The organism is Herbiconiux sp. A18JL235, from assembly GCF_040939305.1.
GTDB lineage: Bacteria > Actinomycetota > Actinomycetes > Actinomycetales > Microbacteriaceae > Herbiconiux.
In genome coordinates, this window is record NZ_CP162511.1 from 3,975,141 (window position 1) to 3,999,580 (window position 24,440).

General features: G+C 68.8%; 21 protein-coding genes. 8 read left to right on the forward strand and 13 right to left on the reverse strand.

The features are described from left to right. Positions 1–3 precede the first annotated feature (3 nt). A complete protein-coding gene (locus tag ABFY20_RS18725) occupies positions 4–1,092 on the reverse strand; it encodes a hypothetical protein (RefSeq protein WP_368497713.1) in 1,089 nt (362 codons plus the stop codon). Further along, positions 1,089–1,385 carry a hypothetical protein gene (locus ABFY20_RS18730; protein ID WP_368497714.1) on the reverse strand — a complete coding sequence of 99 codons (297 nt, stop codon included), beginning with the start codon at positions 1,383–1,385 and terminating at the stop codon, positions 1,089–1,091. The genes ABFY20_RS18725 and ABFY20_RS18730 overlap by 4 nt, the downstream gene beginning before the upstream one ends. 40 nt (positions 1,386–1,425) lie before the next feature. On the opposite strand from ABFY20_RS18730, the gene ABFY20_RS18735 reads away from it, so the two are divergent. Further along, positions 1,426–2,277 carry a serine hydrolase domain-containing protein gene (locus ABFY20_RS18735; RefSeq protein ID WP_368497715.1) on the forward strand — a complete coding sequence of 284 codons (852 nt, stop codon included), beginning with the start codon at positions 1,426–1,428 and terminating at the stop codon, positions 2,275–2,277. On the opposite strand, the gene ABFY20_RS18740 is transcribed toward ABFY20_RS18735, so the two are convergent. Next, positions 2,216–3,241, reverse strand: a complete 1,026-nt coding sequence (locus ABFY20_RS18740; protein ID WP_368497716.1) for a DUF916 domain-containing protein — start codon at positions 3,239–3,241, stop codon at positions 2,216–2,218. The genes ABFY20_RS18735 and ABFY20_RS18740 overlap by 62 nt on opposite strands. 67 nt (positions 3,242–3,308) lie before the next feature. Next, positions 3,309–5,120 (reverse strand): hypothetical protein, encoded by a 1,812-nt coding sequence (locus tag ABFY20_RS18745; protein WP_368497718.1) that lies wholly within the window; start codon positions 5,118–5,120, stop codon positions 3,309–3,311. 152 nt (positions 5,121–5,272) lie between these two features. On the opposite strand from ABFY20_RS18745, the gene ABFY20_RS18750 reads away from it, so the two are divergent. The 5 genes from ABFY20_RS18750 (at position 5,273) to ABFY20_RS18770 (ending at position 10,728) form a co-directional block, all read left to right on the forward strand. Further along, positions 5,273–6,364 (forward strand): hemin ABC transporter substrate-binding protein, encoded by a 1,092-nt coding sequence (locus ABFY20_RS18750; RefSeq protein ID WP_368497719.1) that lies wholly within the window; start codon positions 5,273–5,275, stop codon positions 6,362–6,364. Between the two features lie 74 nt (positions 6,365–6,438). Then, positions 6,439–7,488 carry a FecCD family ABC transporter permease gene (locus ABFY20_RS18755; RefSeq protein WP_368499828.1) on the forward strand — a complete coding sequence of 350 codons (1,050 nt, stop codon included), beginning with the start codon at positions 6,439–6,441 and terminating at the stop codon, positions 7,486–7,488. Beyond that, positions 7,485–8,291 carry a heme ABC transporter ATP-binding protein gene (locus ABFY20_RS18760; RefSeq protein ID WP_368497720.1) on the forward strand — a complete coding sequence of 269 codons (807 nt, stop codon included), beginning with the start codon at positions 7,485–7,487 and terminating at the stop codon, positions 8,289–8,291. The genes ABFY20_RS18755 and ABFY20_RS18760 overlap by 4 nt, the downstream gene beginning before the upstream one ends. Next, the gene (locus ABFY20_RS18765) at positions 8,288–9,487 is read left to right on the forward strand and encodes a hypothetical protein (RefSeq protein WP_368497721.1); all 1,200 of its coding nucleotides are present in this window, start codon (positions 8,288–8,290) and stop codon (positions 9,485–9,487) included. Before ABFY20_RS18760 ends, ABFY20_RS18765 begins: the two co-directional genes overlap by 4 nt. After that, positions 9,484–10,728 (forward strand): hypothetical protein, encoded by a 1,245-nt coding sequence (locus tag ABFY20_RS18770; RefSeq protein WP_368497722.1) that lies wholly within the window; start codon positions 9,484–9,486, stop codon positions 10,726–10,728. The genes ABFY20_RS18765 and ABFY20_RS18770 overlap by 4 nt, the downstream gene beginning before the upstream one ends. A gap of 9 nt (positions 10,729–10,737) precedes the next feature. Here ABFY20_RS18770 and ABFY20_RS18775 read toward each other — a convergent pair whose 3' ends face one another. The 8 genes from ABFY20_RS18775 to ABFY20_RS18810 all read right to left on the reverse strand — a co-directional run bounded on the left by ABFY20_RS18775 (position 10,738) and on the right by ABFY20_RS18810 (position 20,397). Beyond that, a complete protein-coding gene (locus ABFY20_RS18775) occupies positions 10,738–12,135 on the reverse strand; it encodes a glycoside hydrolase family 32 protein (RefSeq protein WP_368497724.1) in 1,398 nt (465 codons plus the stop codon). Positions 12,136–12,232: 97 nt separating this feature from the next. Beyond that, positions 12,233–13,150 carry a phosphotransferase family protein gene (locus ABFY20_RS18780; protein ID WP_368497725.1) on the reverse strand — a complete coding sequence of 306 codons (918 nt, stop codon included), beginning with the start codon at positions 13,148–13,150 and terminating at the stop codon, positions 12,233–12,235. Between the two features lie 17 nt (positions 13,151–13,167). Further along, on the reverse strand, positions 13,168–14,715 hold the full coding sequence (locus tag ABFY20_RS18785) for a GH32 C-terminal domain-containing protein (RefSeq protein ID WP_368497726.1): 1,548 nt from the start codon (positions 14,713–14,715) through the stop codon (positions 13,168–13,170). Then, a complete protein-coding gene (locus ABFY20_RS18790) occupies positions 14,712–15,743 on the reverse strand; it encodes an ABC transporter ATP-binding protein (protein WP_368497727.1) in 1,032 nt (343 codons plus the stop codon). The genes ABFY20_RS18785 and ABFY20_RS18790 overlap by 4 nt, the downstream gene beginning before the upstream one ends. Further along, the gene (locus ABFY20_RS18795; RefSeq protein WP_368497728.1) at positions 15,740–16,699 is read right to left on the reverse strand and encodes an ABC transporter ATP-binding protein; all 960 of its coding nucleotides are present in this window, start codon (positions 16,697–16,699) and stop codon (positions 15,740–15,742) included. Before ABFY20_RS18795 ends, ABFY20_RS18790 begins: the two co-directional genes overlap by 4 nt. Beyond that, positions 16,692–17,645 (reverse strand): ABC transporter permease, encoded by a 954-nt coding sequence (locus tag ABFY20_RS18800; RefSeq protein ID WP_368497729.1) that lies wholly within the window; start codon positions 17,643–17,645, stop codon positions 16,692–16,694. The genes ABFY20_RS18795 and ABFY20_RS18800 overlap by 8 nt, the downstream gene beginning before the upstream one ends. After that, positions 17,642–18,619 carry an ABC transporter permease gene (locus ABFY20_RS18805; protein WP_368497730.1) on the reverse strand — a complete coding sequence of 326 codons (978 nt, stop codon included), beginning with the start codon at positions 18,617–18,619 and terminating at the stop codon, positions 17,642–17,644. The genes ABFY20_RS18800 and ABFY20_RS18805 overlap by 4 nt, the downstream gene beginning before the upstream one ends. A 56-nt stretch (positions 18,620–18,675) precedes the next feature. Beyond that, positions 18,676–20,397, reverse strand: a complete 1,722-nt coding sequence (locus ABFY20_RS18810) for an ABC transporter substrate-binding protein (RefSeq protein ID WP_368497731.1) — start codon at positions 20,395–20,397, stop codon at positions 18,676–18,678. 170 nt (positions 20,398–20,567) lie between these two features. Here ABFY20_RS18810 and ABFY20_RS18815 point away from each other — a divergent pair, with 170 nt between their 5' ends. Next, positions 20,568–22,067: a family 43 glycosylhydrolase gene (locus tag ABFY20_RS18815; RefSeq protein WP_368497732.1), complete on the forward strand. Its 1,500-nt coding sequence runs from the start codon at positions 20,568–20,570 to the stop codon at positions 22,065–22,067. Further along, a complete protein-coding gene (locus ABFY20_RS18820) occupies positions 22,060–23,115 on the forward strand; it encodes a LacI family DNA-binding transcriptional regulator (RefSeq protein WP_368497733.1) in 1,056 nt (351 codons plus the stop codon). The genes ABFY20_RS18815 and ABFY20_RS18820 overlap by 8 nt, the downstream gene beginning before the upstream one ends. Positions 23,116–23,433: 318 nt before the next feature. On the opposite strand, the gene iolG is transcribed toward ABFY20_RS18820, so the two are convergent. Further along, entirely contained in the window at positions 23,434–24,438 is a 1,005-nt protein-coding gene (gene iolG / locus ABFY20_RS18825) for an inositol 2-dehydrogenase (protein ID WP_368497734.1), read from the reverse strand. Positions 24,439–24,440 lie beyond the last annotated feature (2 nt).

Here is a 24,440-nt window from a genome sequence, read left to right on the forward strand (position 1 = left end):
CCGCTACCGCAGCACGAGCGCGACGACGAGTCCCCCGAAGCACAGGGCGGTTCCGACCGTGATGGCGATCGTGCCGGGGCTCCAGATGGTGCGGAGTCGTCGGCCCGGCCGCGCGACCTCCCGCACCCGGACGGTCGGCTCCCCGGCCGCGCCCGCGGCGGGGCGGGCAACCCTCTCGTCGCGCCAGCTGCCCCACCGCTCGACACGGTCGTCGAGCGCATCGACGGCGGCGGTGAGTGCCGCCCATCGGTCGGCCCGGTCGGTGACGAGGTCATGGGAGCTCACGAGGAACATCCAGTCGTCGATGATCTCCACGTCGAGGCCGCGCACGTGGTCGATCAGGCGGGCCATCACATCCGGCGTGAAGAGGTAGAGCGCGTCCCGCTCGTACCCTTCCGGGCAGTACAGCTGGAAGAAGCGGTCGAAGTCCCCTTCGAGCGAGAGCACCTGCGACCCGCGCAGCGCTGCGGGTGTGAGCAGCGAGCGCCGCGGCCCGTCCTCCGATCGCAGGAGGATGTTCGGCAGCTCGGCGGGAAGCCGGAGGGCCGCATAGCCGCCGAACGGCGGCGAGGTGCTCGTCGAGACTGGCGCCGCGAGCTCGTAGTTCGCGAACTCGATCGGGCGCTCCCCTGCGGTGCGGAGCACGCGGGTGAGGTTCAAGCCGCCCCGGGTCTTGAGCGGCGACCCGCGTTCGGCTCCCGTGGGGCCCGGCCGGTAGGTCATGCCGTTCGCCGCCGCGAAGCGCATCAGCCTGTGGTGCACCCGCGGGCGCGGCCTCCGTCGCAGCAGCCGGAGCCAGGTCGTGCCGGTGAGCAGGCACGTCAGGGCCAGCACCCCGCCGAGGGAGGCCTGCACGATGACGGCCGTCGACACCTCGGTCTCGCCCCGCACCACCTCTCCGACCAGGATGCCGGCGAGCACGAGCGCGACCATCGCCATCACGACGGTCGGCACCCCGAGCATGACGCGGCGGATCGTGCCCACGGTGTCGCGCGCTTCCGGATGCGCCTCGGTGAGTGCCCGCCACGAGCGGCGCACTTCGCGCCGGCTCACCCGTTCGGTCAGCGGGCTGACGTCGAGCGGTGCGCTCATTCGCCGCATGTCACGTGTGACGCGGAGTAGATCCGCTCCCGGAGTCCGGCGAGCGCTCGATTGATGCGATCGACCTGGCCATCCGCCACGGCATGGCCGTTGACGGGGTGGATGACCAGGTCGTTCAGGCTCCCCATCCCGCCGAACAGACGCCTCACCTCCGCCGGATCACCTCCGGCTGCGACCCGCTCGGCCGCTTGTGCACACCGGTCGGCCCACGGTGTCTCACCCACGGCGCGCAGCAGCACCGACAGATCTCGCAGCGACTCCTGCAACTCCCGATCGCGTTCCACGAGAAGAGTCTCCCACCCGCCGAGGAGGCAGACTGGAGAGGTGAACGCCGCGCAGCTCCCTCTCGACCGGATCGTGGGCGAGATCGACACACGCGGGTTCAGGGCGCACGGCGTGCACGTGCTCGTCGGCGACGACACCGCCGAGCACCGCTGGGCGCCCGACGTGCGGGAAGACATCCACTCCGTCGCGAAGGGCGTCTGCGCGCTCGCCATCCTCCGCGCCGCCGACGAGCGGCTGCTCTCGCTCGAGACGCCGGTGTCGCGGTACCTCCCGAACGTCGAGTTCGGCGAGGGGTCGGATTCGATCACGCTGCGCCACCTCCTCACGATGACCAGCGGCATCGACCTGCCCTGGTCGCCCACCCTCATGACCGACTGGCCCGACCTCGCCCTCGAGTTCCTCGGCCGCCCTTCCCGCGGGCGCGTGTTCCAGTACTCGAACGCCAGCACCTACACCGCGATGCGGGTGCTCGCCCAGGTCGTCGGCGACGCCGCGGACTACGTCGACCGGGTGGTGCTGCATCCGCTCGGCATCACGGATGCGGCGTGGGAGCGCTGCCCGCGGGGGTACCCGGCCGCGGGAGGCGGCCTGGCGCTCCGCACCGAAGAGCTCGCCCGCGTCGGGCGACTCATCCGCGATCGCGGTCGCTGGCAGGGACGCACGCTCGTCTCCGCCGAGGGTGTCGCGAAGATGCACTCGGACTGGGTGGCGGCCGGAACCGGCCCGGGTTACGAGCGCTACGCGTTCGCCGGCTGGGACGGGCCCGGCGCCGGCTGGCGCCTGCACGGGGCCCACGGCCAGATGATCGCCTTCACCCCCGACGCCGTCATCACGATCGCGGCCGACGATCACGAAGGGGCCGACGGCCTCCTCGGCTTTCTGATGCCATGACCCGACGGCGGATCACGAGGATGCTCGCGACGGCGACACCGGCGATGAGCACGATGACGGCGTAGAGACTCCACGGAAGCGCGACGGTCCCGAACTCCTCTCCGACGGCATCCGTCGCCCCGGCCCCGAGACCGACCCCCTCGGGCGCGACCGCCATCGATCCGTGCACCCACCCGAGAGACAGCACGGGAACCTCGCGCACGACCTCGACCACCGAGCCGGGGATGATCTCGCTGAGCTGAGTGGGCGCCGTCGTGGTGTCGAGCAGGCCGAACGCGCCCGAGGCCGTCACCGTGTCGGTGCCGGTGAGGCGGGTGTTGCCGGTGTTGGCGAGCTCGTAACGGATGGTGACGGAACCGGGGGCGAACGGGTTCCAGCTCGGGAGGTACTCCGCGTGCACCTCGCCGACCTGCGCGGCGGGGGTGAGCTCACCCGCCACGCGCAGGTTGATCCGGGTGCCCAGGCGCCGGTCGACCGAGAGCGACGTGGATGCGTCGGTGCTGGTGAGGGAGGTGACGATGCCGGCCGAGTGGTCGCCCGGGCGGGCGTCGGCGGGCACGCTGATGGTGAAGGGGATGTCGGCCGTCTGACCGGGCGACAGCTCGAGCGCACCGGTGTCGACGCGCACCCAGGTGCCGGCACCCACCGACGGGCTGCCGTCGACCAGCACGTCGATCTCGCCGCTCGACGCGGTGAACGCATCCGCTGCGTAGACCGAGAGCGGAAGTGGCTCGGTGCCGGTGTTGACCACGACCATCGTGTCGGAGATGACGGCACCCGGCTCGACGTCGTACGTGAAGTTCGCGCGCCCTGCACCGTTGGCGTTGTCGGCGGTCTTCACCGTCCAGGCCACACCGCCGTCCTCGGCGCGGGCTGCGGGTGCCAGCGCGGCGGAGGCAGAGGTGAGCAGGAGCGCGATGAGTGCTGCCAGCGCGAAGACGGGGGTGCGACGGGTGGTGGGCACGGGGGTTCCTTCTGGTCGAGGCGCGGGGAGGGGCCCCGGGTCATGCCGGGGCCCCGTGCACGGCGTCTTACTGCAGTGCGGTGATGGTGAGGGTGCTGGTGTAGTCGCCCGCGGTGGTGGTGCCGGGGATGACGAGCGACAGCTCGGCTCCCACCGTCGCGCTCACCGCGGAGGTGGATGAGGCGAGCACACGGGAGGAACCGAGACCGGTGCCGCCGAGCCGGGTCGAGGCGACCTCGGCGCCCCCGGTGACGGCCCCGGCGACCACCTTCGGCTTCCAGCCGAGGTAGCCCGCCGAGAAGGAGCCGCCCCCGGTGGAGGCGAAGTCGCCGGCCTGGCCGGAGATGCTCCACGTGAACGGTGCGGTTCCGCCGGCGCGGGTGTCGGTCACGACGATGTTGGTGAGCGAGCCGGCCGCGACGAAGTTGCCGCCGTCCTGCACCGCGGTGCCGAGGTTGGCGGGCGAGGTGCCCTCGAAGGCCCAACCGAACGACCCGGTCGGGTTGTCGACCCAGTCGGGCACCTCCACGATGACGTCGGATGCTGCGGAGAACGCGAGGGGCGTGTACGTCTCGAAGGGGGCGTAGCTCGCGCCGCTTCCGGGATAGGTGTAGATTCCGAAGTTCCCGGCCGCGAGGTTCTGCGCCTCGGTGGTGGTGAGGGTGAGGTCGACGGAGAAGGTGCCGTCGGCCTTGAGCTCGATGGCTCCGGCGTTCGCGCCGCCGACCGTCGACATGCTCGCGGCGGGCAGCGCCCACTTCTGGGCGATGACCGATCGTGTGGAGGATGCCGCACCGGTCGACGGCTTCCACGCCTCGGCGAACTTGCCGAAGACGACGTAGGTACCGCTGAACTGCCCCGCCAGCGGCGGACGGGTGCCGTTCGTCGCCGTTCCCGACGGCAGGAACCCGCTGCCCGACACGGTGACGGTCTCGCCCTGCGTCAGACCACTGGTCTTCGACACGGTCACCGTCGGCACCGACGCGACCGGAGCCGCGGTGTAGGCCACGGAGACCGCGCCGGCGGGCTTGCGCGTGTCGGCCGCTCCGCCCGAGGAGTACCAGTAGGAACCCTGCCCGGTCCTGCTCTGGAAGTCGACGAACGGCTGCGGGAACGCGCCCGCGTAGGCCCCTGAGGTCACCTGGGCGACGCCATCCGCGGGTGTGGTGACGGTGCGTCCGAGGTAGTCGGGCGTGACGGTGAAGCCGGTCGGCGTCACGTCGACCCCGGTGAGGGTGGCGACGACCACGTCCTCGACGGGCTCGAGGGTCTCGAACTTGTCGGGGTCGTCCATGGAGGTGCCGTAGCCGCCGAGGGTGGCGGTGATGGTTCCCGTGCCGTCGGAGTCGACGGTGAGCGTGGGGTCGGTGATCCACGAGCGGGTCATGCCGGAGTAGTACGCGGAGGTGAAGGTGCCCGTCCACTGGATGACGGCGGTGTTCGCGTCGACGTCGACGGTGCCCGTGCCCGCGGAGATCTCGGCGACGTGACCCGAGTTCAGGCCGTTTCCGGTCGTGATGGTGGTGCCTGAGGCGTCGGTGCGGAGCCCCGCGAAGGTCGCGTCGGCGTAGCTGCCATCCGCCTGCCGCTTGAGGATCTTGGTGTTCCCCTCGCTCTGCTTCCAGGTGCTCTGCGTGACGCGGTCGGCCGACGACGTCGCAGTGACGACACCGGCGGAGAGGAGGTTGACCGTCCCCGGCGCGAAGGCGGCGGCGTTCGATTCGGCGTTCAGGCCCCAGCGGAAGACCGCGCCGTCGACGGTGGTCTCGGCGGCATGGGCGGGCGCGGCGGCGAGCACACCGCCCAGCGTGAGAGCGGCGACGGTCAGCCCCGCCAGGGCGGTGCGTCTGAATCGCCGGCGTGGTGTGGAGGAGTCCACGGGTACATCCCTTCTCGACCTTCTCCAACGGGCCGACGCGCGCGTCAGCTGCGCCCGGGTGAGCGCGGAAGGCAGGTTAGCCTTACCTAAGCAGATCGCTGGGTTCCGGCGCAATGTTAAGGATAGGCTTACCTAAATTGGAGGCTCTACCCATGATGCGCGCACGCCACTTCGTCGCTGCCGTCACCGTGCTCGCGGTGGCATTCGGCCTGACCGCCTGCGGTGCCGACGCGCCCTCGGGCACGTCCGGCGCCCCCGCCACCCCGCCACTGTCGGAGGTCACGCCGCTCGGCGATCCGCTGGAGTGGGAGGGGCCGTCCACGGCGGTCGCGGCATCGGCCGCCATCGACCCCATCGTCGACGGAGCTCAGGTGCTCCCGGTGACGGTCACGGATTCCCAGGGAACCTCCGTCACGGTGGCCGACGCGAGCCGCATCCTCACGCTCGACATCTACGGCTCCCTGTCGCGCATCGTGTTCGAGCTCGGTCTCGGCGCATCCGTCGTCGCCCGCGACACCTCGAGCGGGTTCGCGGAGGCGGCAGCCCTCCCCGTCGTCACCGAGAACGGCCACGACCTGAACGCCGAGGCCATCCTCGAGGCGGCGCCCACGGTCATCCTCACCGACACGAGCCTCGGCCCGTGGGACACGATCCTGCAGCTGCGCGACGCGGGCATCCCGGTGGTCGTCGTCGACTCGCATCGCTCGCTCGAGTCGGTCGGGTCGCTCATCGGCCAGGTGGGTACGGCGCTCGGTGTGCCAGAACGCGCCGAGGCGCTCGCGGCGCGGAGCGACGCCGCGGTCGCGGAGAAGATCGCGCAGATCGCCGCGGTGGCCCCGGCCGACCCCGAGCAGAGACTGCGGATGATGTTCCTCTACGTGCGCGGTCAGTCGGGCGTGTACTACCTGTTCGGCGAGGAGTCGGGGGCCGACAGCCTCATCCGCGCGCTCGGTGGGGTCGACGTCGCCGGCGAGATCGGCTGGAAGGGCATGCGGCCCGTCACCGACGAAGCGCTCGTGGATGCGAACCCCGACCTCCTGATCATGATGACGAAGGGACTCGAATCCGTCGGAGGGGTCGACGGGCTCGTCGACCACCTCCCCGCCATCGCCCAGACGGATGCGGGGAGGAACAGGCGCGTCGTCGACATGTCCGACACCACCGTGCTCAGCTTCGGACCCGCCTCCGCCGAGGTGCTCGACGCGCTCGCGGTCGCCGTCTACGCCCCCGGGGCCACCGGATGAGCGTGGCCACGGAACAGAGGCCTCTCGCCCAGGTCACCGCGACGTCCCCGCGCCGGGTGGCGCGGGCACCGCTGATGTTCGCCGCCCTCGGCGTCGCCCTGCTCGTCCTCGCGATCGTCTCGGCGGGCAGCGGGCAGCTGCACATCCCGCCCGCCGAGGTCGTGGGAGCTGCGTCGCGGGCGTGGAACGGGGCGGTCCAGTCGCTGGGGCTCGGATTCCTCTCCCTGCCCACGGGCGCGCCGATGACGCACGTCAACGCGGAGGCGACGCTGTGGCTCATCCGCGCACCGCGGCTGCTGATGGCGGTGCTCGTGGGCGCGGCGCTCGCGTCGGCCGGGGTCGTCATGCAGGGGGTGTTCCGCAATCCGCTCGCCGAGCCGGGGGTCATCGGCATCTCGTCGGGCGCGGCCGTCGGAGCATCCGCTTCCATCGTCTTCGGCCTCGCATTCCTCGGGCCGCTGACCCTTCCGGCTCTGGCGTTCGTCGGAGGCCTCGTGGCGATCGCTGTCGTGTACGCCGCGGCACGCGCTGACGGTCGCACCGAGGTCGTCACCCTGGTGCTGACCGGCATCGCGGTGAACGCCGTCGGTGGAGCCGCGATCGCCCTGTTCACCTATCTCGGGTCGACCCAGGAGCGGGAGCAGATCGTGTTCTGGCAGCTGGGCTCGCTCAACGGAACCCGCTGGGACGACCTCTCGATCGTCGCCCCGCTCACCGTCGTGGGCATCGCGGCGTGCGTCATCCTGTCACCCGACCTCGATCTGCTGGCACTCGGCGAGCGACAGGCCGAGCACCTCGGCGTGCGGATCGAGCGGCTCCGGATCGTCGCGATCGTCGTCATCGCGCTGCTCACCTGCGCGGCCGTCGCGTTCTGCGGCATCATCGGCTTCGTCGGTCTCGTCGTGCCCCACCTGATGCGCATGGTGCTCGGCCCAGGCCATCGCCTGCTCCTGCCCGCGAGCGCCCTGGGCGGGGCGGTGCTGCTGCTGGCCGCCGACCTGGTCGCGCGCACCGCGGTGCCGGGCAGCGAACTCCCCATCGGGATGCTCACGGCCCTGATCGGTGGTCCGTTCTTCTTCTGGCTGCTGAGGCGCACCCGGCGCCGCTCGGGAGGGTGGGGATGAGCGCGGTGCTGCGGGCGCGGGAGGTCACCGTCGACATCGGGGGGCGACGCATCCTCGACGGCGTCGACGTGGAGCTTCACGCCGGAGAGCTGCTGGTGCTCGTCGGGCCGAACGGCGCCGGCAAGTCCACCCTGCTGTCGGTGCTCGCCGGTGATCGCGCCCCCACCAGCGGGGTCGTCGAGCTGGACGGGGCGCTGCTCGACAGCCACCCCGTGGCGGAGCGCGCGCGGAAGCGCTCGGTGCTCACGCAGAGCAACGACGTCTCCTTCCCGTTCGCGGTCGAGGAGGTGGTGCGGATGGGGCGGGCGCCGTGGCGGCATCGACCCGAGGCCGCGCTGGATGACGAGATGGTCGCGGCCGCGATGGAGGCCGGTGAGGTCGAGGGCTTCGCGTCGCGCGCGGTGACCGCGCTCTCGGGCGGGGAGCGGGCGCGCACCGCGTTCGCGCGTTCCTTCGCCCAGCAGTGCCGCATCGCCCTGCTCGACGAACCCACCGCGAGCCTCGACATCCGTCACCAGCATCGCGTGCTCGCACGCACCCGCGACCGCGTGCGCCGAGGTGGAGCGGCCGTCGTCGTGCTGCACGACCTCAACCTCGCCGCCGCCTACGCCGATCGCATCGCGCTGCTCGAGCGCGGCCGCCTCGCCGCCGTCGACGCACCTCGTGCCGTGCTCAGCTCCGCGCTGCTCACGCGCGTGTACCGGCACCCCATCCACGTGGCATCCGGGGTCGGGGACTCGCTGTGGGTGATCGCCGAGCCGTCCGCCACCGACCATTCGGACATCGGAGAAGAATCAGCATGAACCGTCGCTTCCGCCTCACCGCGAGCGCCGCCGCCGCCGTCGCCGGCGCCGTCGCGCTCACCGCGGGGATGCTCGTCACCACCGCGACCCCGGCCTGGGCTGCCGGCAGCGTCTCCGTGACAGGCCCCGACGGGAGCGCCTCGGTGTCGGCGGACTACGCGACCGACATCACGGTGAGTGGCACCGGCTTCCAGTCCATCCAGAACGGCTTCGGCGGCATCTACGTGCTCTTCGGCTGGGTCGATGACGCCGCGAGCGGCAGCTGGCGACCCAGCTCCGGCGGCATCGTCGGCGAGGACTACCGCTACGTGCCCGATGCCGAGTCGGCCGACAACAACGGGTTCCAGCGCTTCCTCGCCTTTCCCGGCAGCCAGACGGAGAGCTCGGCCAACGGCACCCTCGCCGCAGACGGCTCGTGGACGGTGTCGATGGTCACCCCCGGCGCCACCTTCGAGAGTCAGGACCGGGACGGGAACATCAGCGAGGTCGACTGCCGGCAGGTGACCTGCGGCATCATCACCATCGGCGCCCACGGTGTGAAGAACGCCAACAACGAGACCTTCACGCCGGTGTCGTTCGTCTCGGAGGCCGCCGCTCCGGCGGCGGAGGCGCCCGCCGCCGCGCCCAGCGCCGCAGGAGCGGTGCGCGTCGGGGTGGATGCGGCGACGGTAGCTGCAGGATCGTCGATCGTGTTCACCGGGCAGGGTTTCACGCCCGGCGAGCAGGTCGTCGCCTCCCTCGACGGAGGGCTGACGGCCGTGGGTCCGCTCACGGCAGGAACGCAGGGCGAGATCGCTGCCGCGCTGCCCGTGCCCCGCGACATCCGCGACGGCACCCACCTCGTCACGCTGCGCGGGGCGGGGTCGGGCAGCGTCGCCGAGACGGAGGTCACGGTCACGGGCGGGGTCGCCGCCTCTGCCGATGCGAGCAGCAGCGCGCCCGCCGCACCCGTGTGGGCGATCGTGCTCATGCTGGGCTGCATCGCGCTGGCGCTCGTGCTGGTCGTGGCGAGCGTCATCACCGCCGTCGCCCGGGCCCTGGCGCGCCGCCGCGCGCGACGAGCGAAGCGCTCGGGTGAGGACGGGAGCGCGGCGGGCGCGGCCGCGGCGGCGGGCGCGGTCGCGGGGGCGGGGGCGGGCGCGCCACAGCAGCCGGCCGCTGCGCCCCCGGCTGCCGACGAGGCGGTGCTGCGATGACCGCCTGTCGCCGCGGGAGGCACGCGGCCGCGCTTCTCGCCCTGGCGCTGGGGCTGGGGACGGTGCTGGGTCTGGGCACCGCATCCGCTGCCTCTGCTGCACCCGACGCCGACGACATCATCGTCACCGTGCCCGAGCACACTCCCGCGCCGAGTGCCGAGGGCAGCATCACCGACGCGGAGCTGAGGTGGGGGCTGAACGCCGAGTCGGGCGCCGGTGCCTTCGCAGGCGGATGCAACTTCCTCAGCGCCGGCCGCGCCGGTGACGCCGGCGGCTCCCGCGTGTGGCGGGAGACCGATGGCCTCTACAGCTCTCGCGACGGGTCGGTGCACATCGAGAAGCCCACCGCTGACGGGACGTGGGCCGAAGCCACGTGGGGCACCCGGTGCCTCGACCCGCAGGGAGCTGCGGTGTCGGTGTCGTCGACGTCGAGCACCAGCGGCAACCAGGTCGTGATGCGCGGCGGAACCGGGTCGTCAGACGGTGACGGGGTGCGCATCCGTTGGACGGGATCGTTCACCGTGGTGTTCTACGGGGGCATGACCTACTGGAGCGTCACCGACCCCGAGCTCGCCCTCGACGCCTCGGGCGACGGCGAGCTGACGGGGCTCGCCAGCGGCTACGGCACCTCGATGGACGACATGACGAAGTGGCAGGCCCTCGCCCCGGTGAAGGTCACCCTCGCCGACATCCGCGGCGCGCAGGTGGCGACGGGGGGCGGCTTCACGGTCACGCCCCGGTATCTCGGGGTGTCGAGCACCGGGAGCGGGCAGGTCGCGCGCTCCGCGTCGAACGAGGCGCACTGGGGGTCGTTCCCGCAGTCGTTCGTCGACTTCCACCGCCTCACCGGCCAGCAGGGGTACTGGGTGACCACCGGCGGCGTGCGCGACGCCGCGAAACCCGCGAGCCCCCTCACGGTGAGCTACGACGCCTCCGCGCCCGTCACCCCGCCGGCGACCGCGGGAGGGCCGGCCGCCGGGGCGCCCGCTCCCGACAACCCCGTCGTCCGTGCCCCGGCCGTCGTGCCCGCCGACGCACTCGCCAGCGAGCTCGTGGCGCTGAACGCACCCCAGACGCTCCTGCCGCAAGCGATCGGGCTCGTCCCCGAGGGCTCCGGCACGATGTCGCCGCTCGTGCTCCCGCTGCTGGCCTCGGCGTCGGCCCTCGGCCTCGCCATCATCGCCGTGCTCAGCATGATGAGGGCCCTCCCCTGGTCGAGGCGTGCGGGCTCGCCGGTGTGAGGCGGCGGGTCACTCCGTCTCGTAGATCGACCGGAGCGACCAGCTCTCGACCAGATCGAAGGTGGTGCCCGAGCCGGATGACGTCAGACTCACGTGACCGGGGCCGCTCCACGTCGGGCACACGGCCGCGAGCGCCTGGCGGTCGTTCACGAACACTTCGATGATGTTCTTGTCGACGAAGACGCGGAGGACGCACGCGTCACCAGGTCGGATCGCGAGAGGAGCGTGCACAGCACAGACGGAGATGGACGCCGTGGCGGTGTCGACCCGCACCGGGTGGCCGACCCCAGAATCGGGATCGGCATAGACATCGACCCCGAAGCTGCCGCAGCTTGTCCTGGCGAGCTCGAGTCGGAGTTCGAACGCGTCGGAGCAGACATCCGACAGCATCCGCCTCTCACCGTCGGACACGAAGAACGAGGCCGACGACGCCCCACCCGACCTCAGAGTCTCGAGTTCCGCCAAGGGGGCGATTCCGAGCGACCCGTCATCGAGGAGCGTCAGCTCGCGAGGGAGGGACTGCACGCCCGTCTGCTCCAGGAGCGGTGACACGCACCAGGCCCACATCACTCGTCTGCCATCGGGCGTCAGCAGGCTCTCCGGCGCGAAGTACGTCAGTTCGGGTCCGGCGTCGAAGGTCCCTTCGCTCCAGTTCATGCGCCCGTGGCTCTCGGGCGCGAACATCTCGCCGTTCCAGGAACCGAGATAGTAGCGGCAGCCCCGCGTGTGGCTGATGCAGAGCAGCATGTGCTTGTCGCCGAGCGCGAAGAAGTTCGGGCAGGACACGTCTTCGTCGGGGCCGACGTCCGGCAGATCGCCTTCGAGGAAGATCCCTCTGAAGTCCCACTGGTCCAGATCGGCGGAACTGAGAAGGGTGGGCGGCTTCCCGCTGCCGGGATGCCCGCCGAAGATCGCGAAATACGTGTCCCCTTCCAGCCACACGTCCGGGTCCCATTCCGAAATGGAGCTGACATCCTGACCAGGGCGAACCGACACGGTCATCGGTCTCGGCGTCGCCCACGTCTCGAGGTCGTCGTCGAGTGCGATGGCAGAGAAGTTCTTCCACGGCCCATAGCCGTAGTAGTCCCCCGGTCCAGCCCCGTGGTAGGCGATCGCCGGTCGGCCTTCCTTGGTGATGAACCCCGTTCCACTCCACATGCCGTGTCCGGTCGTGGAGGGCGTCAGTGTCGTCGGGTGCCACGTCCACCTGACCATGTCGGGGCTCGAGACGTGCGCGAACGCGTACCCGTCGTCGCTGCGGTAGATGTAGTGCAGGTGGTACGAGCCGCTCCAGAAGAACGCGCAATTGGGATCGCCGGGTCGGGCGAAACCCGGCCCGGGATGCGCGAGGTGGAACGTCGGCCAGGATGTGGGAACCGGCTGGGGGAGCCGTGGGGTGTCGAACATGGATGGAGACACTTTCTGAGGCACGAAGAGCACTCGGGACACCCGGGAGTGACGGGAACACGCGCGCCCCGAGGTGAAGGAACGGGTCGGCTCCGCGTCAGTCCCAGCGTTGGGACAGCCACCGAAGCGTGGCATCTCGGGAACGGGCACGCCGTTCCTGCAGACCGGGGCTTCCGGGCGTCGGCAGAGTTGCTGAGTATCTCCAGTAGCTCGCCAAGATCGTCAAGAAGGCATCCACGCCTTCTGGATCGGCCGACGTACCGCGCCGGGTGCTCAGGAAGAGGGTGTCGAGATGCGACTCCGCGACCTCGGATTCGAGGAGCATGCACACGACATCGACCCAACCCGGCCCCGTGCACGCCCGGCCCCAGTCGACGAAGGTGACGGAATCGCCGTCGATGAAGATGTTGTCGTGCCTGAGGTCGAAGTGGAGCAGGGTGTCACCCTCGAAAAGAGTCTCCGCTCGAGACTCGAGATCCGCCAGCTGATCGAGGTGAGCGCCCTCCCACGAGCTGAGGGATGCGCGTGTCAAGGCGCCGTGAGTCCCGTCGTCGCGCAGGCGCCCCCAGGTCGAACACCGGCCCCTCATCCGCTCCGCCACTGTGGGAAGCTGATCCACAGGGCTCGGGGTCAGCGCATCCTCGATCTGATCGACGGCGTCGAGAACGAGTCGAAGCTGCCGACCCTCCCACGGTTCGGCTGCATGATCCCCCCGCGCGATCTCGAACGCAAGGGCCACCCAGCCGTCGTTCTGAGTGGCGAGGCGCAGCGACGGCGTCGGAATGCCCGAACCGAGCGCTGCTGACACCCGCGCTTCGGTGAGGTAATCCCGGGCAGCGGGATCGTCTTCCGGCACCGCCTTGACGAAGATCTCATCGTCGAGGAGCCCTATGATTCCATCGGTATAACCGCCGGCGGCGGGGAAGAATGAGTCGCCGCCGGCGATCCCCGCGGATGCAAGCTCCTTCCGCACCGAGTCGGGCAGGTCTGGCCAGCCCCGTGCTCCTCCGTCCATTCTTCGATCCCCCTGCCTCAGCGGTTCAGCTCGAACGCGGCGACGTTCGTGAAGGTGGCGTCGCCGGTCGTGAGCAGTCGGATGTTGCCACCGTCGAGGTCGAAGGGCACCCGGGCGGCGAGACTGTAGCGGTCGCCGACGAAGAGTTCGACCATGTCACCCTCGGTGATGACCCGGACGGGGACGTCTCCCGAGAGGTCGCCCGATCGCACCGGCGTGGTCGCATATTCCTGCCAGCCGCCGATGCCGGTGCGGTCACTCCGCAGACGAAGCAGGCCGTTCTGTTTGTCGAGAGTCACCTCGACGCCGTAGGGGCCTGCCTGGCTCTCGGCGATCAGCAGACCGGCTCGATCAGTCGCCGTCGCCATGTTCACCGTGAATCGCATGTCCGTGCTCGTCGTGGATGCCGGAACCGCAGCCGTCGCGAAAGCCGTGCCGGAGAACGACGCGGTGGTACCCGACACCGTCCATCCGGGATTCTGCCCGGTGATCGATGCGGCAGAGCTACCGGGCCACAGCTCGGTTCCGCGAAGAGCCGACCCGACGTCGGTCGCGAGTTTCACGCTGAGGGTACCGTCGGAGAGACTCGTGATCTCCCTCGGCAGGCTCAGGTGTCCGCCCCAGTTGTCGCCGGTGGCGTTCTGCGGGATCCAACCGAGGAACAGTGTTCGCGAACCTGCCTTGTAGACCTGGGCCGCGGCGATGTCCTCGCCGTCGAGGTAGTGCGGCGTCTTGCTCGCCCAGTCGACATCGTCGATGGAGGCGCCTGCATCGCCGACGAAGTAGGTCGCCCTGCCGACGAAGTGGATGCTCTGCCGCGCGAAGCTCGTCATCAGGTACCAGCGGTCACCCATCTTGAAGAACTGCGTCACCTCCGGTTCGACGCCGTTGGCCGCGGGTACCCCGGTGTTCGGGTACCGGATGAGCTCTTCCTGCACGCCCCACGAGTTCGGCGAGCTGCCGGTCGAGGTGGTGAGGGCTATGGAGACGTCCATCCCCGTGCCGATCCCCCAGTTCTCGTTCGTGCGATAGGCGGTGCTCACCATTCGGTACCTCGACACATCGGGATCCCAGAACACGTAGGGATCGCGAGCGCCGGCGGGGAAGAGGGTCGTGTTGTTGGCGATGTCGTACGACGTCGAGGCGTTCGACCAGGTGGTGAGGTCAGAACTCTGGGACGACTTCATCTCCGTCCCGTTTCCGTACCACGACCGGTAGGTGCTGCCGTCTTTGATGACTCCCAGCGAGTAGTAGGACTGGGCGGGAGCACTCCCGGTGTGCGTCATGCCGGTTTCGGTCCAGTTCACCAGGTCGGTCGACGTGGCGAGCTCTGGTGCGTAGTTGCCGTCGGTGGTGAGGGAGAAGAGGTAGTGGGTCCCGTTCTCGTAGTAGGGGTGCACGTCGCCCACATACCCGTCGGAGGGCTTGTAGTGGAGCAGGTCATCGGGGTCGAAAGTCGTCGTCGCCTGGGCTGCCGCCCCAGCGGCCATCGGTTGCAGAGCGAGCAGGCAAGCCAACGTGCTCGCCCCCACCGTGATGAGTCCAGCCCACGTCGTTCGTTTCATCGTGATCCTCCTTGATCGTTGAGTGTCGAGCCCGCTGACGCAGTTCCTGAGCCGAAGATCGAACAGCGAATCCAGTGGCCAGGAGAGAGGTGGTGCCGTGGCGTGCGCTCCTGCGCACAGATGTCGCGGTCGCCCTGCGCCATCGCGAAGGGACAGGCACCGAACAGATCGATCGCTTCGGCCTCGTCGACGAGCGGATGCGCGGATGCCCCCGGGTTCGGCACGGCCGCCAACAGGCGTTGAGTGTAAGGGTGGGCGGGCGCAGCGATCACGTCCTCCGTCGCCCCGCCTTCCACGAGATGACCCCGGTACATCACCAGGATCTCATCGCTGATGTAGCGTGCACTCGCCAAGTCGTGAGTGATGTAGAGGTACGAGAGGTGGCGCTCGTCGCGCAGCCTCTCGAGGAGGTTCAGGACTCCCATGCGGATCGACACGTCGAGCATCGAGGTCGGCTCGTCGGCGAGGATGAGGGAGGGCTGCGAGGCGAGGGCGCGCGCGATCGCCACCCGCTGCCGTTGGCCTCCCGACAACTCGTGGGGGTACTTGTCCGCATAGTCTCGGCCCGGGTTCAGTCCGACCGTCTCGAGTAGTCCCTCGACCTCGGACCTCGCCTGAGCGCTGATCGAATGCACCTGAATAGGGCGCGAGACGCTGTACCCCACGGTGTGAGCCGGATTGAGCGAGCCAAAGGGATCCTGGAAGATCATCTGAACGGTGCGGCGGTAGGCCCGGCTGGCCGAACGGGGCTCTTCGCGCAACACGTCACGTCCGTTCACGATCATCCGGCCGCTGCTCGGCTTCTCCAAGCGGGCGATCATGCGCGCGATGGTGCTCTTTCCGCTGCCCGACTCCCCCACGAGCGCCACGATCCGCTCCTGGCCAACGGTGAAGTGGGCGTCGGTCACGGCGTGCACGTCGCGCTTCCTGATGCCTCCGACGCGGAAGGTCTTCGTGAGGCCCACGACGTCGAGCACGGGCGCGGGCGTCGAGGATACGTCGCCGGTGTGAGGCGTGGTGGCGGTCATCGGCTGTCCTGGTGGTAGAGATGGCATGCGGTCACGTGATCGTGCTCCGTGGGAAGAAGGGCCGGCTCTCGCACGACACACGTGTCGAACGCCCGCGGGCAGCGCGGGTTGAAGGTGCAGCCGCTCGGAAGTGCGAGCAGATCGGGTGGGCTGCCCGGTATGCCGGTCAGCCGAGCGCGCGGGCCGGTCAAGGTGGGGAAGGAGTCGATCAGACCCGCCGTGTAGGGGTGCTGCGGGTGGTCGAGAATGCGGCGCGAGGGAGCCTCCTCGACGATCTTCCCGCCGTACATGATCGCCATGCGGTCGGAGAACTCGACCATCAGCGAGATGTCGTGGGTGATGAAGAGGATCGAGAACCCGAGTCGCTCCTTCAGCTCACGGATCTTCTGCATGATCGAGCGCTGCACGATGACGTCGAGAGCCGTCGTCGGCTCGTCCATGATGAGAAGACGCGGATTGAGCGCGAGGGCGATCGCGATGACGGCTCGCTGCCGCATCCCGCCCGAGAGCTGGTGGGGGTACGACGTCGCGCGAGCCCGGTCGATGCCGACGATGGTCAGGAGCTCGCTGATGCGGTCGCGGATCTCACTCCTGCTGGTGACGCCGTGAGCCCGAAGGGTGTCGGCGATCTGGTCGCCGATCGTCATCACGGGGTTCATCGCGTTCATCGCGCTCTGGAAGACCATCGCGATCTCCTCCCAACGGAACCTGCGGAGGGCGGAGTCGTTCATGCCGAGCACGTCGCGCCCCTCCCACAGCACCTGCCCGCTCGAGATGACCCCCGGTGGGCGGAGGATGCGCAGAATCGCTTGCGCAATGGTCGACTTTCCGCTGCCCGACTCCCCGGCGAGACCGAGCACCTCGCCGGGGGCGATGTCGAACGAGACTGTATCGACGGCGCGCTTCGCACCCGCCGGCGTGTGGTAGTCGACGCAGAGGTCGCGGATCTCAAGCACGTGTGGCCTCCTTGACCGAAGTGGTGCCGGGCGCCATGACCGCAGCCCGGTTCGCACGTCGTGCGAGCAGCTTCGATTGCTTCTTGCGGGCGTTCCGGACGTCTGATCCGCCGCGGAGCCTGGGGTTCGTGATCTCGTCGGCGCCGTAGTTCATGAGCGCGAGGGCGAAGCCGACGAGGGCTATGCAGAGGCCGGGTGGGAGGAAGGTCCACCAGGTGCCCTGGAGAAGCGCTGCGTTGTTGCCCGCCCAGTAGAGCATCGTGCCCCAGCTGACGCTGCTGAGGTCGCCGAGGCCCAGGAATTCCAGCCCGGCTTGGGCGATGATGCCGTAGGTCACGGAGCCGACGAACACTCCCACGACGATCGAGGCCATGTTGGGCATGATCTCGCGCAGCATGATGCGGAGAGGTCTCTCGCCCGACACGGTCGCTGCGGCCACGAAGTCTCGGGCTCTGATGGACAGCGCTTGTGATCGGATGACACGCGCCGTGCCTGCCCAACCCGTGATCGTGAGGACGAAGATCATCGTGCCGACACCCGGCGGGAGGAAAGCCGCGAGCGCCACCAGAAGCGGGAGGCCGGGAAGGATGATGAAGACGTTCGTCGTGAGCGAGAGTCCCTCGTCGGTCAGCCCTCCGAAGTAGGCCGAGGTGATGCCGACGAGCGTGCCGATCACGGTGGCGAGAACGCCCACGACGAGGCCGACGCCGAGACTCGTGCGGGCTCCGTTCACGAGTTGCAGCAGCACGTCCTGACCCTGACCCGTCGTCCCGAGCGGATGCTGCGGGGAGGGCGGCTGATTGCGGGTTCCGAGGAAGGCGTTGGGGTCGCCGTGGATGACGAGGGGTCCGAAGATCGCCATGAGCGCGAAGAATGCCAGGATGCCGAGGCCCAGCACCACCTTGCGGTTGCGCAGAAGACGTCGGAGCTGACCGTTCTGATTCACGATGTCCTCACTCGGGGGTCGAGCCGTACATAGGCGATGTCGACGAGCATGTTGGCGATGAGCACCGCGAACGTGATCATCAGCAGCAGGCCCTGGATGAGGGGATAGTCGAGGTTCTGCACTGCGGTGAGCAACTGGTATCCGAGTCCGGGGTAGGTGAACACGATCTCGGTGAGCAACGCACCGCTGATGATGAAGCCCAGCGACAGGCCGAAGGAGGTCACCGCCGGCAACAGGGCATTGCGGGCGGCGTACCGGTACATGACCGTGCGGCGGAACAAGCCCTTCGCCTCGGCCATCGAGATGTAGTCCTCCGACAGCGTGCCGATCATCGTGTTGCGCATGCCGAGCATCCAACCGCCCACGGAGACCAGGACGACGGTTCCTGCGGGCAGCACGAGGTGGTACAGCACGCTTCCGATGAAGTCGGCGTCGAAGGCCGGCGTGAGGGTGGCGTCGTAGGCGTTGCGGATGGGGAACAGGTGCAGCTGGAAGCCGAGGAAGAACAGGGCGAGCATCGCGAGCCAGAAGTAGGGGAAGGCCGAGAAGAAGACGAGCACGGGAGGGAGGAAGGAATCGACGGCGCCTCCTCGGCGCCACGCTCCGATGACGCCGAGGATGTTGCCGACGATGAAGCTCACGATGAGCGCAACACCGCCCAGGAGGATGGTCCACCAGAGGCCGCCGGCGATCACGTCGACCACCGGCGCCGGAAAGCGCGAGATGGAGAGGCCGAGGTTGCCCTGGAAGACGTTGCCGAGGTAGGTGAGGTACTGCATCCACAAGGGGTCGTCGCTGAGGCCGAAGACCCCTTTGAGCGATGCGATCTGGTCGGGTGTCAGCCTGTCCTGGATGCGGGACAGCAACCGAGATGCCGGGTCGCCCGGTATGAGTCGGGGCAGGAAGAAGTTGAGGGTGAGCGACACCCAGAAGGCGACGAGGTAGAAACCGGCCCGTCGGAGGAGAAAGCGCACGGAGGACTCCATCAGTGGTGATGCGGGGGCGGGTGGGGCCCGCCCCCGCATCCGGACTATTTGCGGGGCTGGATCGTGGTGAGCACGATCGCCGCCGTGGGCGAGCGCAGGTTGGGATCGGCGTAGGGGTTGTCCTCATCGGGGAAACCGACGAACCGGCTCGTGTTGAACTCCCCGAACTCCGGCCCGTAGAACAGCGGCACCGACGGCGCATCGACGGCGAACAGCTGCTCGAGTTGCGCGACGACCTCCTTCTGCGCCGCTTTATCGGACGTCGACGCGAACTCCTCGAGAAGAGCGTCTGCCTCGTCGCTGCCGAAGCGGGCGAAGTTCTCGTTCGCGACCTCCCCGACCGGTTCGACAGTCTCTGTCGACATGGCGCCCCGGTAGAAGTTGTAAGGGGTCGCTCCCTCGCTGCTCCACATGTGAGCCATGTCGAAGTCGCCGCGCTGTGCCTCGTCGATCACCGCCGACCAGTCCTGGGCCTGCACCGATGCGTCGATGCCGACCGCTTTGAGGTTCTCGGTGATCACCTGAGACGAGGCCACCCAGTCGGTCGACGCCGATCCGACGATGATCGTCGGGGCGAAGGCACTGCCGTCCGGCAGGGTGCGCATTCCGTCGCTGCCGGCCTTCAGGCCTGCCTCATCGAGCATCTTCTTCGCGGCTTCGAGGTCGAGCTGGGTCCAGTCGCCGAAGTCGGTGCTGTCGTCGGCCTTCCAGCTCGCGTAACGCGGGCCGATGCCGGTGCTGTCGGGCAGCGACGCGTATCCGTTCATGGCGACGTCGATGATCTGCTCGCGGTTGATGGCCATGCTGATCGCCTTGCGCACGTTCGGGTCGTCGAACGGCGCCTTGGTCGTGTTGAGGTAGAGCTGAGCCGTGCCCCAGATCGGCGGGAACCAGTAGCAGTTCGTCTCCGGCGCACGAGAGACGTAGGTGTTGGCGATGTCGGGCACGAAGACGTCGGCCCAGTCGATCTCGCCGTTCGCCAGTGCCAGCTGGACGGAGTCGTTGCTCGGGAAGGCGGGCACCCGTACGCCCTGGATGTAGGGCTTGCCCTCGTCCCAGTAGTCCGGGTTGCGGTCGACCTCGTACACCTGCGTGTCGAATTGGGCGATCTCGGTGAAGGGGCCGGTGGCGACCGGGTTCTCGTTGGTGAACTCGAGCGGGTTGGGGACGTCCTTCCAGATGTGCTGGGGAACGATCAACTGAGCGCCGAGGAGGTACACAGCCTGGGAGTTCGGCTCCTCGAGGGTGATCTGCACCGACGTGGGGCTCGTCGCCGTGATCGCTGTCGCGTAGTCGAACGAGCCGAGGTTCGCCTTGGCGAGTTCCATCGAGAACACCACGTCGTCGGCGGTGAACGGCTGCCCGTCCGACCAGGTGACCCCGTCTCGGAGCGTGAAGGTGACCGTGAGGCCGTCGTCCGACGTCGCCCACTCCGTCGCCAGCCTGGGATCGAGTTCGCCGGAGCCGCGGTTCTGCACGAACAGGGGTTCGTACATGGCGAACGCAGTGGGGTACAGCGCATTGGGCGAGAAGGGGTTGAAGTTGCGCGAGAAGGAGGTGTTCCCCTCCCGCCCGATCGTGAGGACCCCGCTGGGGTCGGTCGAACCGGCGTCGAGCGAATTGTCGACACATTTCGATGATGCAGCTGACACCGTCGTCTCGCCCGTCGGGTTCGACGAGCCCGGGGTGCAGCCTGACAACAGAATTCCCAGCGCGGCGAGCGCCGCGATGGGGAGCGCAGATCGCGCTCCGAACAAATGCCTCATGGGCAGTTCTCCTCATTGAGTGCTTGGGACAGAGGTCGAGTAGGCGCCTCGTGGCCAGTGTTGCGCTGCTAACTCGAGTTACCATAATGTAGACACAGAGCTGATGCTGAGTCAACTCGATCTGAGAACACGGAGTTCGCCGCGACGACGCGGCCAAGGAGGAACACACCATGAGCCCCTCAACCACCACTTCCCCCGCACAGACGCGGGCCTTCGCGCGCTTCGCGGACGGACTGCCGGTGGGTGATGTCATCCCGTTCTGGCATGACGGCACATATCACCTGTTCATCCTGACGCCGCCCGCGAGCACCCTGCACTACCCGGAGCGGCTGCTCACCACCTGGCGCCACATCACGTCGACGGACTTGATCGACTGGACCGAGCTGCCGCCCGCCATCGCTCCCGGCGACCCCGCGGAGGCAGATGGCGGCGGCATCTGGACGGGATCGGTCATCGAGGCCGACGGTCTGTTCCACATCTTCTACACCGCGCATGCGTCCGACTCCCTGCAGGCGATCTGTCACGCGACGAGCCCCGATGGAATCACCTGGGAGAAGGATCCGGCGAACCCCATCTCGCGGCCCGACCCGAGCCGGTTCGAGTCGAACGACTGGCGAGATCCCTTCGTGTTCTGGAATGCGGAGGAACAGCGGTACTGGATGCTCATCACCGCGCGCTCGCTGCTCGCGAACGCGGCGAGCCGTGGAGTCGTGGCGTTCGCGACGTCGACCGATCTGACGGCGTGGAGCGAGTTCGAGATCTTCTACGACACCTTCCTCACCCACGCGCCCGAATGCCCCGAGGTGTTCCGTCTCGGAGACTCCTGGGTACTCGGGTACTCGCGCTTCACCGACCGGCGGGGAACCGTCTACCGCGTGTCGGAGAGCCTCTCCGGCCCCTGGCGGAGCTTCGGTGCAGAGGGCCCCGACGCGGCCAACTGGTACGCGGCCAAAGGGCTGAGCGACGCCACCGGCCGACGGATCGCCTTCGGCTGGGTGCCCGATCACGATCCCGAACTCCGAGACCCGGCGAACCCATGGCTGTGGGCGGGCGACCTCGCCCTCCCCCGCGAGCTACGACTCGACGAGCGGGGCCGGATCACCATGCACATGCCGGTCGAGGTGGAGCACGCCATCGGATCTGCGACCGCCCTTACTGAAGCAGGGGGAACCGACAACTGGTCGTCGATCGCCGGTCGCGGAATTCAGGGGAACGCGATCGGCACAGTCGCTACACGGGTCTTCGAATCGGCAGAGGCATCCACCGCATCCGTCTTCTCCGCCACCTTCGACGACGTCGACGACAGCCAGCTGGTCGGAGTCGTCGTACACACGAATGAGATGGTCGACCATGGCGTGGGAATTTACTATTACCCTCGTATCCACAGCATCCGGGCCGTCGACATGAAGGCACCGGCGGGCAAGGTCACGGCCGAGTACGAGTCGATGTTCGGGCAGTATGCGCCCGTCGCCGAGCATGATCTCACCGGACCACTGGAAGGCCCGGTGGAGTTCCGGGTCGTGATCAGAGGAGATGTGGTGGAGGCATTCGTCGGAGAGGCCTGCTGCCTGACCTTCCGGTCGAAGGGCGCCGAGTCCACCCATGCGGCCGTCGTCGTCGTCGACGGAGACGCGCGCGTCTCCGACATCTCGTGGCGACGCTTTGGCTGAGACCTCGAACCCCTCGCCCGCTCGGCGACGTCGCGCCACGATGAGCGACGTCGCCGAGCGGGCAGGGGTGTCGCGCACCTCCGTCTCCCTCATCCTCAACAATCACGAGACCCGCATCGCACCCGAGACGCAGCGGCGGGTACGTCAGATCGCCGAGGAGCTGGGGTTCCGCCCGTCGCGAGCAGCTCTGCAACTGCGCACGCAGCAGTCGCAGGTCATCTCCTTCATCGGCGACGAGATCGCCTCCGGCCCGTTCGCCGGCGGCCTCATCGCCGGCGCCCAGGCCGCCGCAGCGCTCCAGTCCCACGCACTCATGGTGATGAACTCAGGCATACCCGGCGACATCACCGCCGTCGACCCGACCATCCTGGAAGACCGCCAGGCCGACGGCAACGTCTACGCCACAGTGATGACGAGACGGGTCGTTCTGCCGCCTTCGGCGTCGGAATCCCCGACGGTTCTCCTCAACTGCTTCTCGGAGTCCGACGCGCTCGCGCAGATCCTTCCCGATGATCGGAACGGCGAGCGTACCGCCACGAGGTGCGCTCTCGATCACGGACACCGGCGCATCGGGCTGATCATGGGCGAGCTCGGCACGCAGCCCGCCTCCGATCGACTCGAAGGCTACGCCGAAGCATTGGCCGAGGCAGACGTCGAGTACGACGAGCACCTCGTCTGGCACGGGGACTGGAACGGCAACACCGGGTACGACGCCGCGATCCACATGCTGCAGCTGCCACATCCTCCCACCGCATTCATCTGCGGGAACGACCGGATAGCTCTCGGCGTCTACGAGGCGGTGCGCAACCTCTCCCTTCGCATACCGGACGACATCTCGGTGATCGGCTACGACGACCAGCGAGAGATCACGCAGTTCATGCACCCGCCGCTCACGACGGTACGACTCCCCTACGAGGAGATGGGACGGGTCGCTGTGAACTCGCTGCTCGCCGGCGACGAGATCGGCACGGTGTATGTCGCGTGCGACCTGATCGAGCGCGCCTCCGTCTCCTCTCCCCGCGGGGGCGGCGGCCCTGTCACTCACTAGCCTTACCCTCCCTCCCGCCGGGCGTTGCGTCACGGCGATTGCCTTCTCAGGACGGACTTCAGCGAACCGACGAGGGGCTAGTTCCACTTCTCGGTGCGACCAGTCCCGACGTGATGCACCGGACGCAGCAGCCGGTGAAGGTCGTCAGCACGAAGAATGCGGCCGGCAACGGGTGAGGACAGCCGCGACCCAAAGGTGCAGCGGAAGCCAGACCATCAGATTGCCGCCAACGTAGATCCGTCAGTCGCGTTGACGCAATTCCCGAGTTGTTCTCCTTTCAGCCGTCTATCTCAGCCGTCTATCGCGTGCGCGCCCGAGTCAGGCGACGGTGATCGTCCGGCCCTCGCGGGCGGAGCGATCCGCCGCGTCGGCGAGCACCAGCGCGGCGCGGCCGTCGTCGAAGGTAGGGCTCGTGGAGGCCTGGCCGCGGGCGAGCTTCACGAACTCCCGCAGTTCCGCCGCATAGGCCAGGGCGTAGCGGGTGAGGAAGAACGGCTCGAAGGGCGACGCCGTGCCCGCTCCCGTCGATGTCGACGAACGCACCAGGTCGGTGTGCAGGTTGTCGACCTGCAGCATCCCCCGTTCGCCGAAGGCCTCGATGCGCTGGTCGTACCCGGTCGCGCTGTGCCGCGAGTTCACGATCGTGATGAGGGCTCCGCCGCGGGTGCGCAGCGTCGTCACCGCGGTGTCGAAGTCGCCGTGCCGCCTCGCCCCGTCGTCGAAGAGGGTGCTGCCGGTGGCGGAGACCTCGACGATGTCGGAGGCGAAGAAGCGCGCCATGTCGAAGTCGTGGATGGTCATGTCGCGGAAGATGCCCCCTGACCCGGCGAGGTACGACTCGGGGGGCGCGGCGGGGTCGCGGCTGATGATCGTGAGCTGCTCGAGCTCCCCGATCTCGCCCGCCGCCACGCGCGCGCGGGCGGCGGCGAAGCTCGGGTCGAAGCGGCGGTTGAAGCCGATGGCCACGGGCACGCCGGCCACGGCCACCTTCGCCGCGAGGGCATCGACACGAGTGATGTCGAGGTCGATGGGCTTCTCGCAGAGCACCGGAAGCCCCGCGTCGATCGAGGCCGCGATGAGGTCGACGTGCGTGGGTGTCGGCGACGCCACGAGCACCGCGTCGATCTCACCCGACGCCACCAGTTCGGCGGGACTGTCGGTCGCGACACCGCCGTAGCGTGCCGCGATGTCGCGCGCCCCGTCGACGAACGGATCGGCTGTCCACGCCAACACGGCATCCGGGTCGGCCGTGATGCCGGCGGCGTGCACCCGGCCGATGCGTCCGGCGCCGATGAGGCCGAAGCGGAGGGGGGAGGTGGTCATGA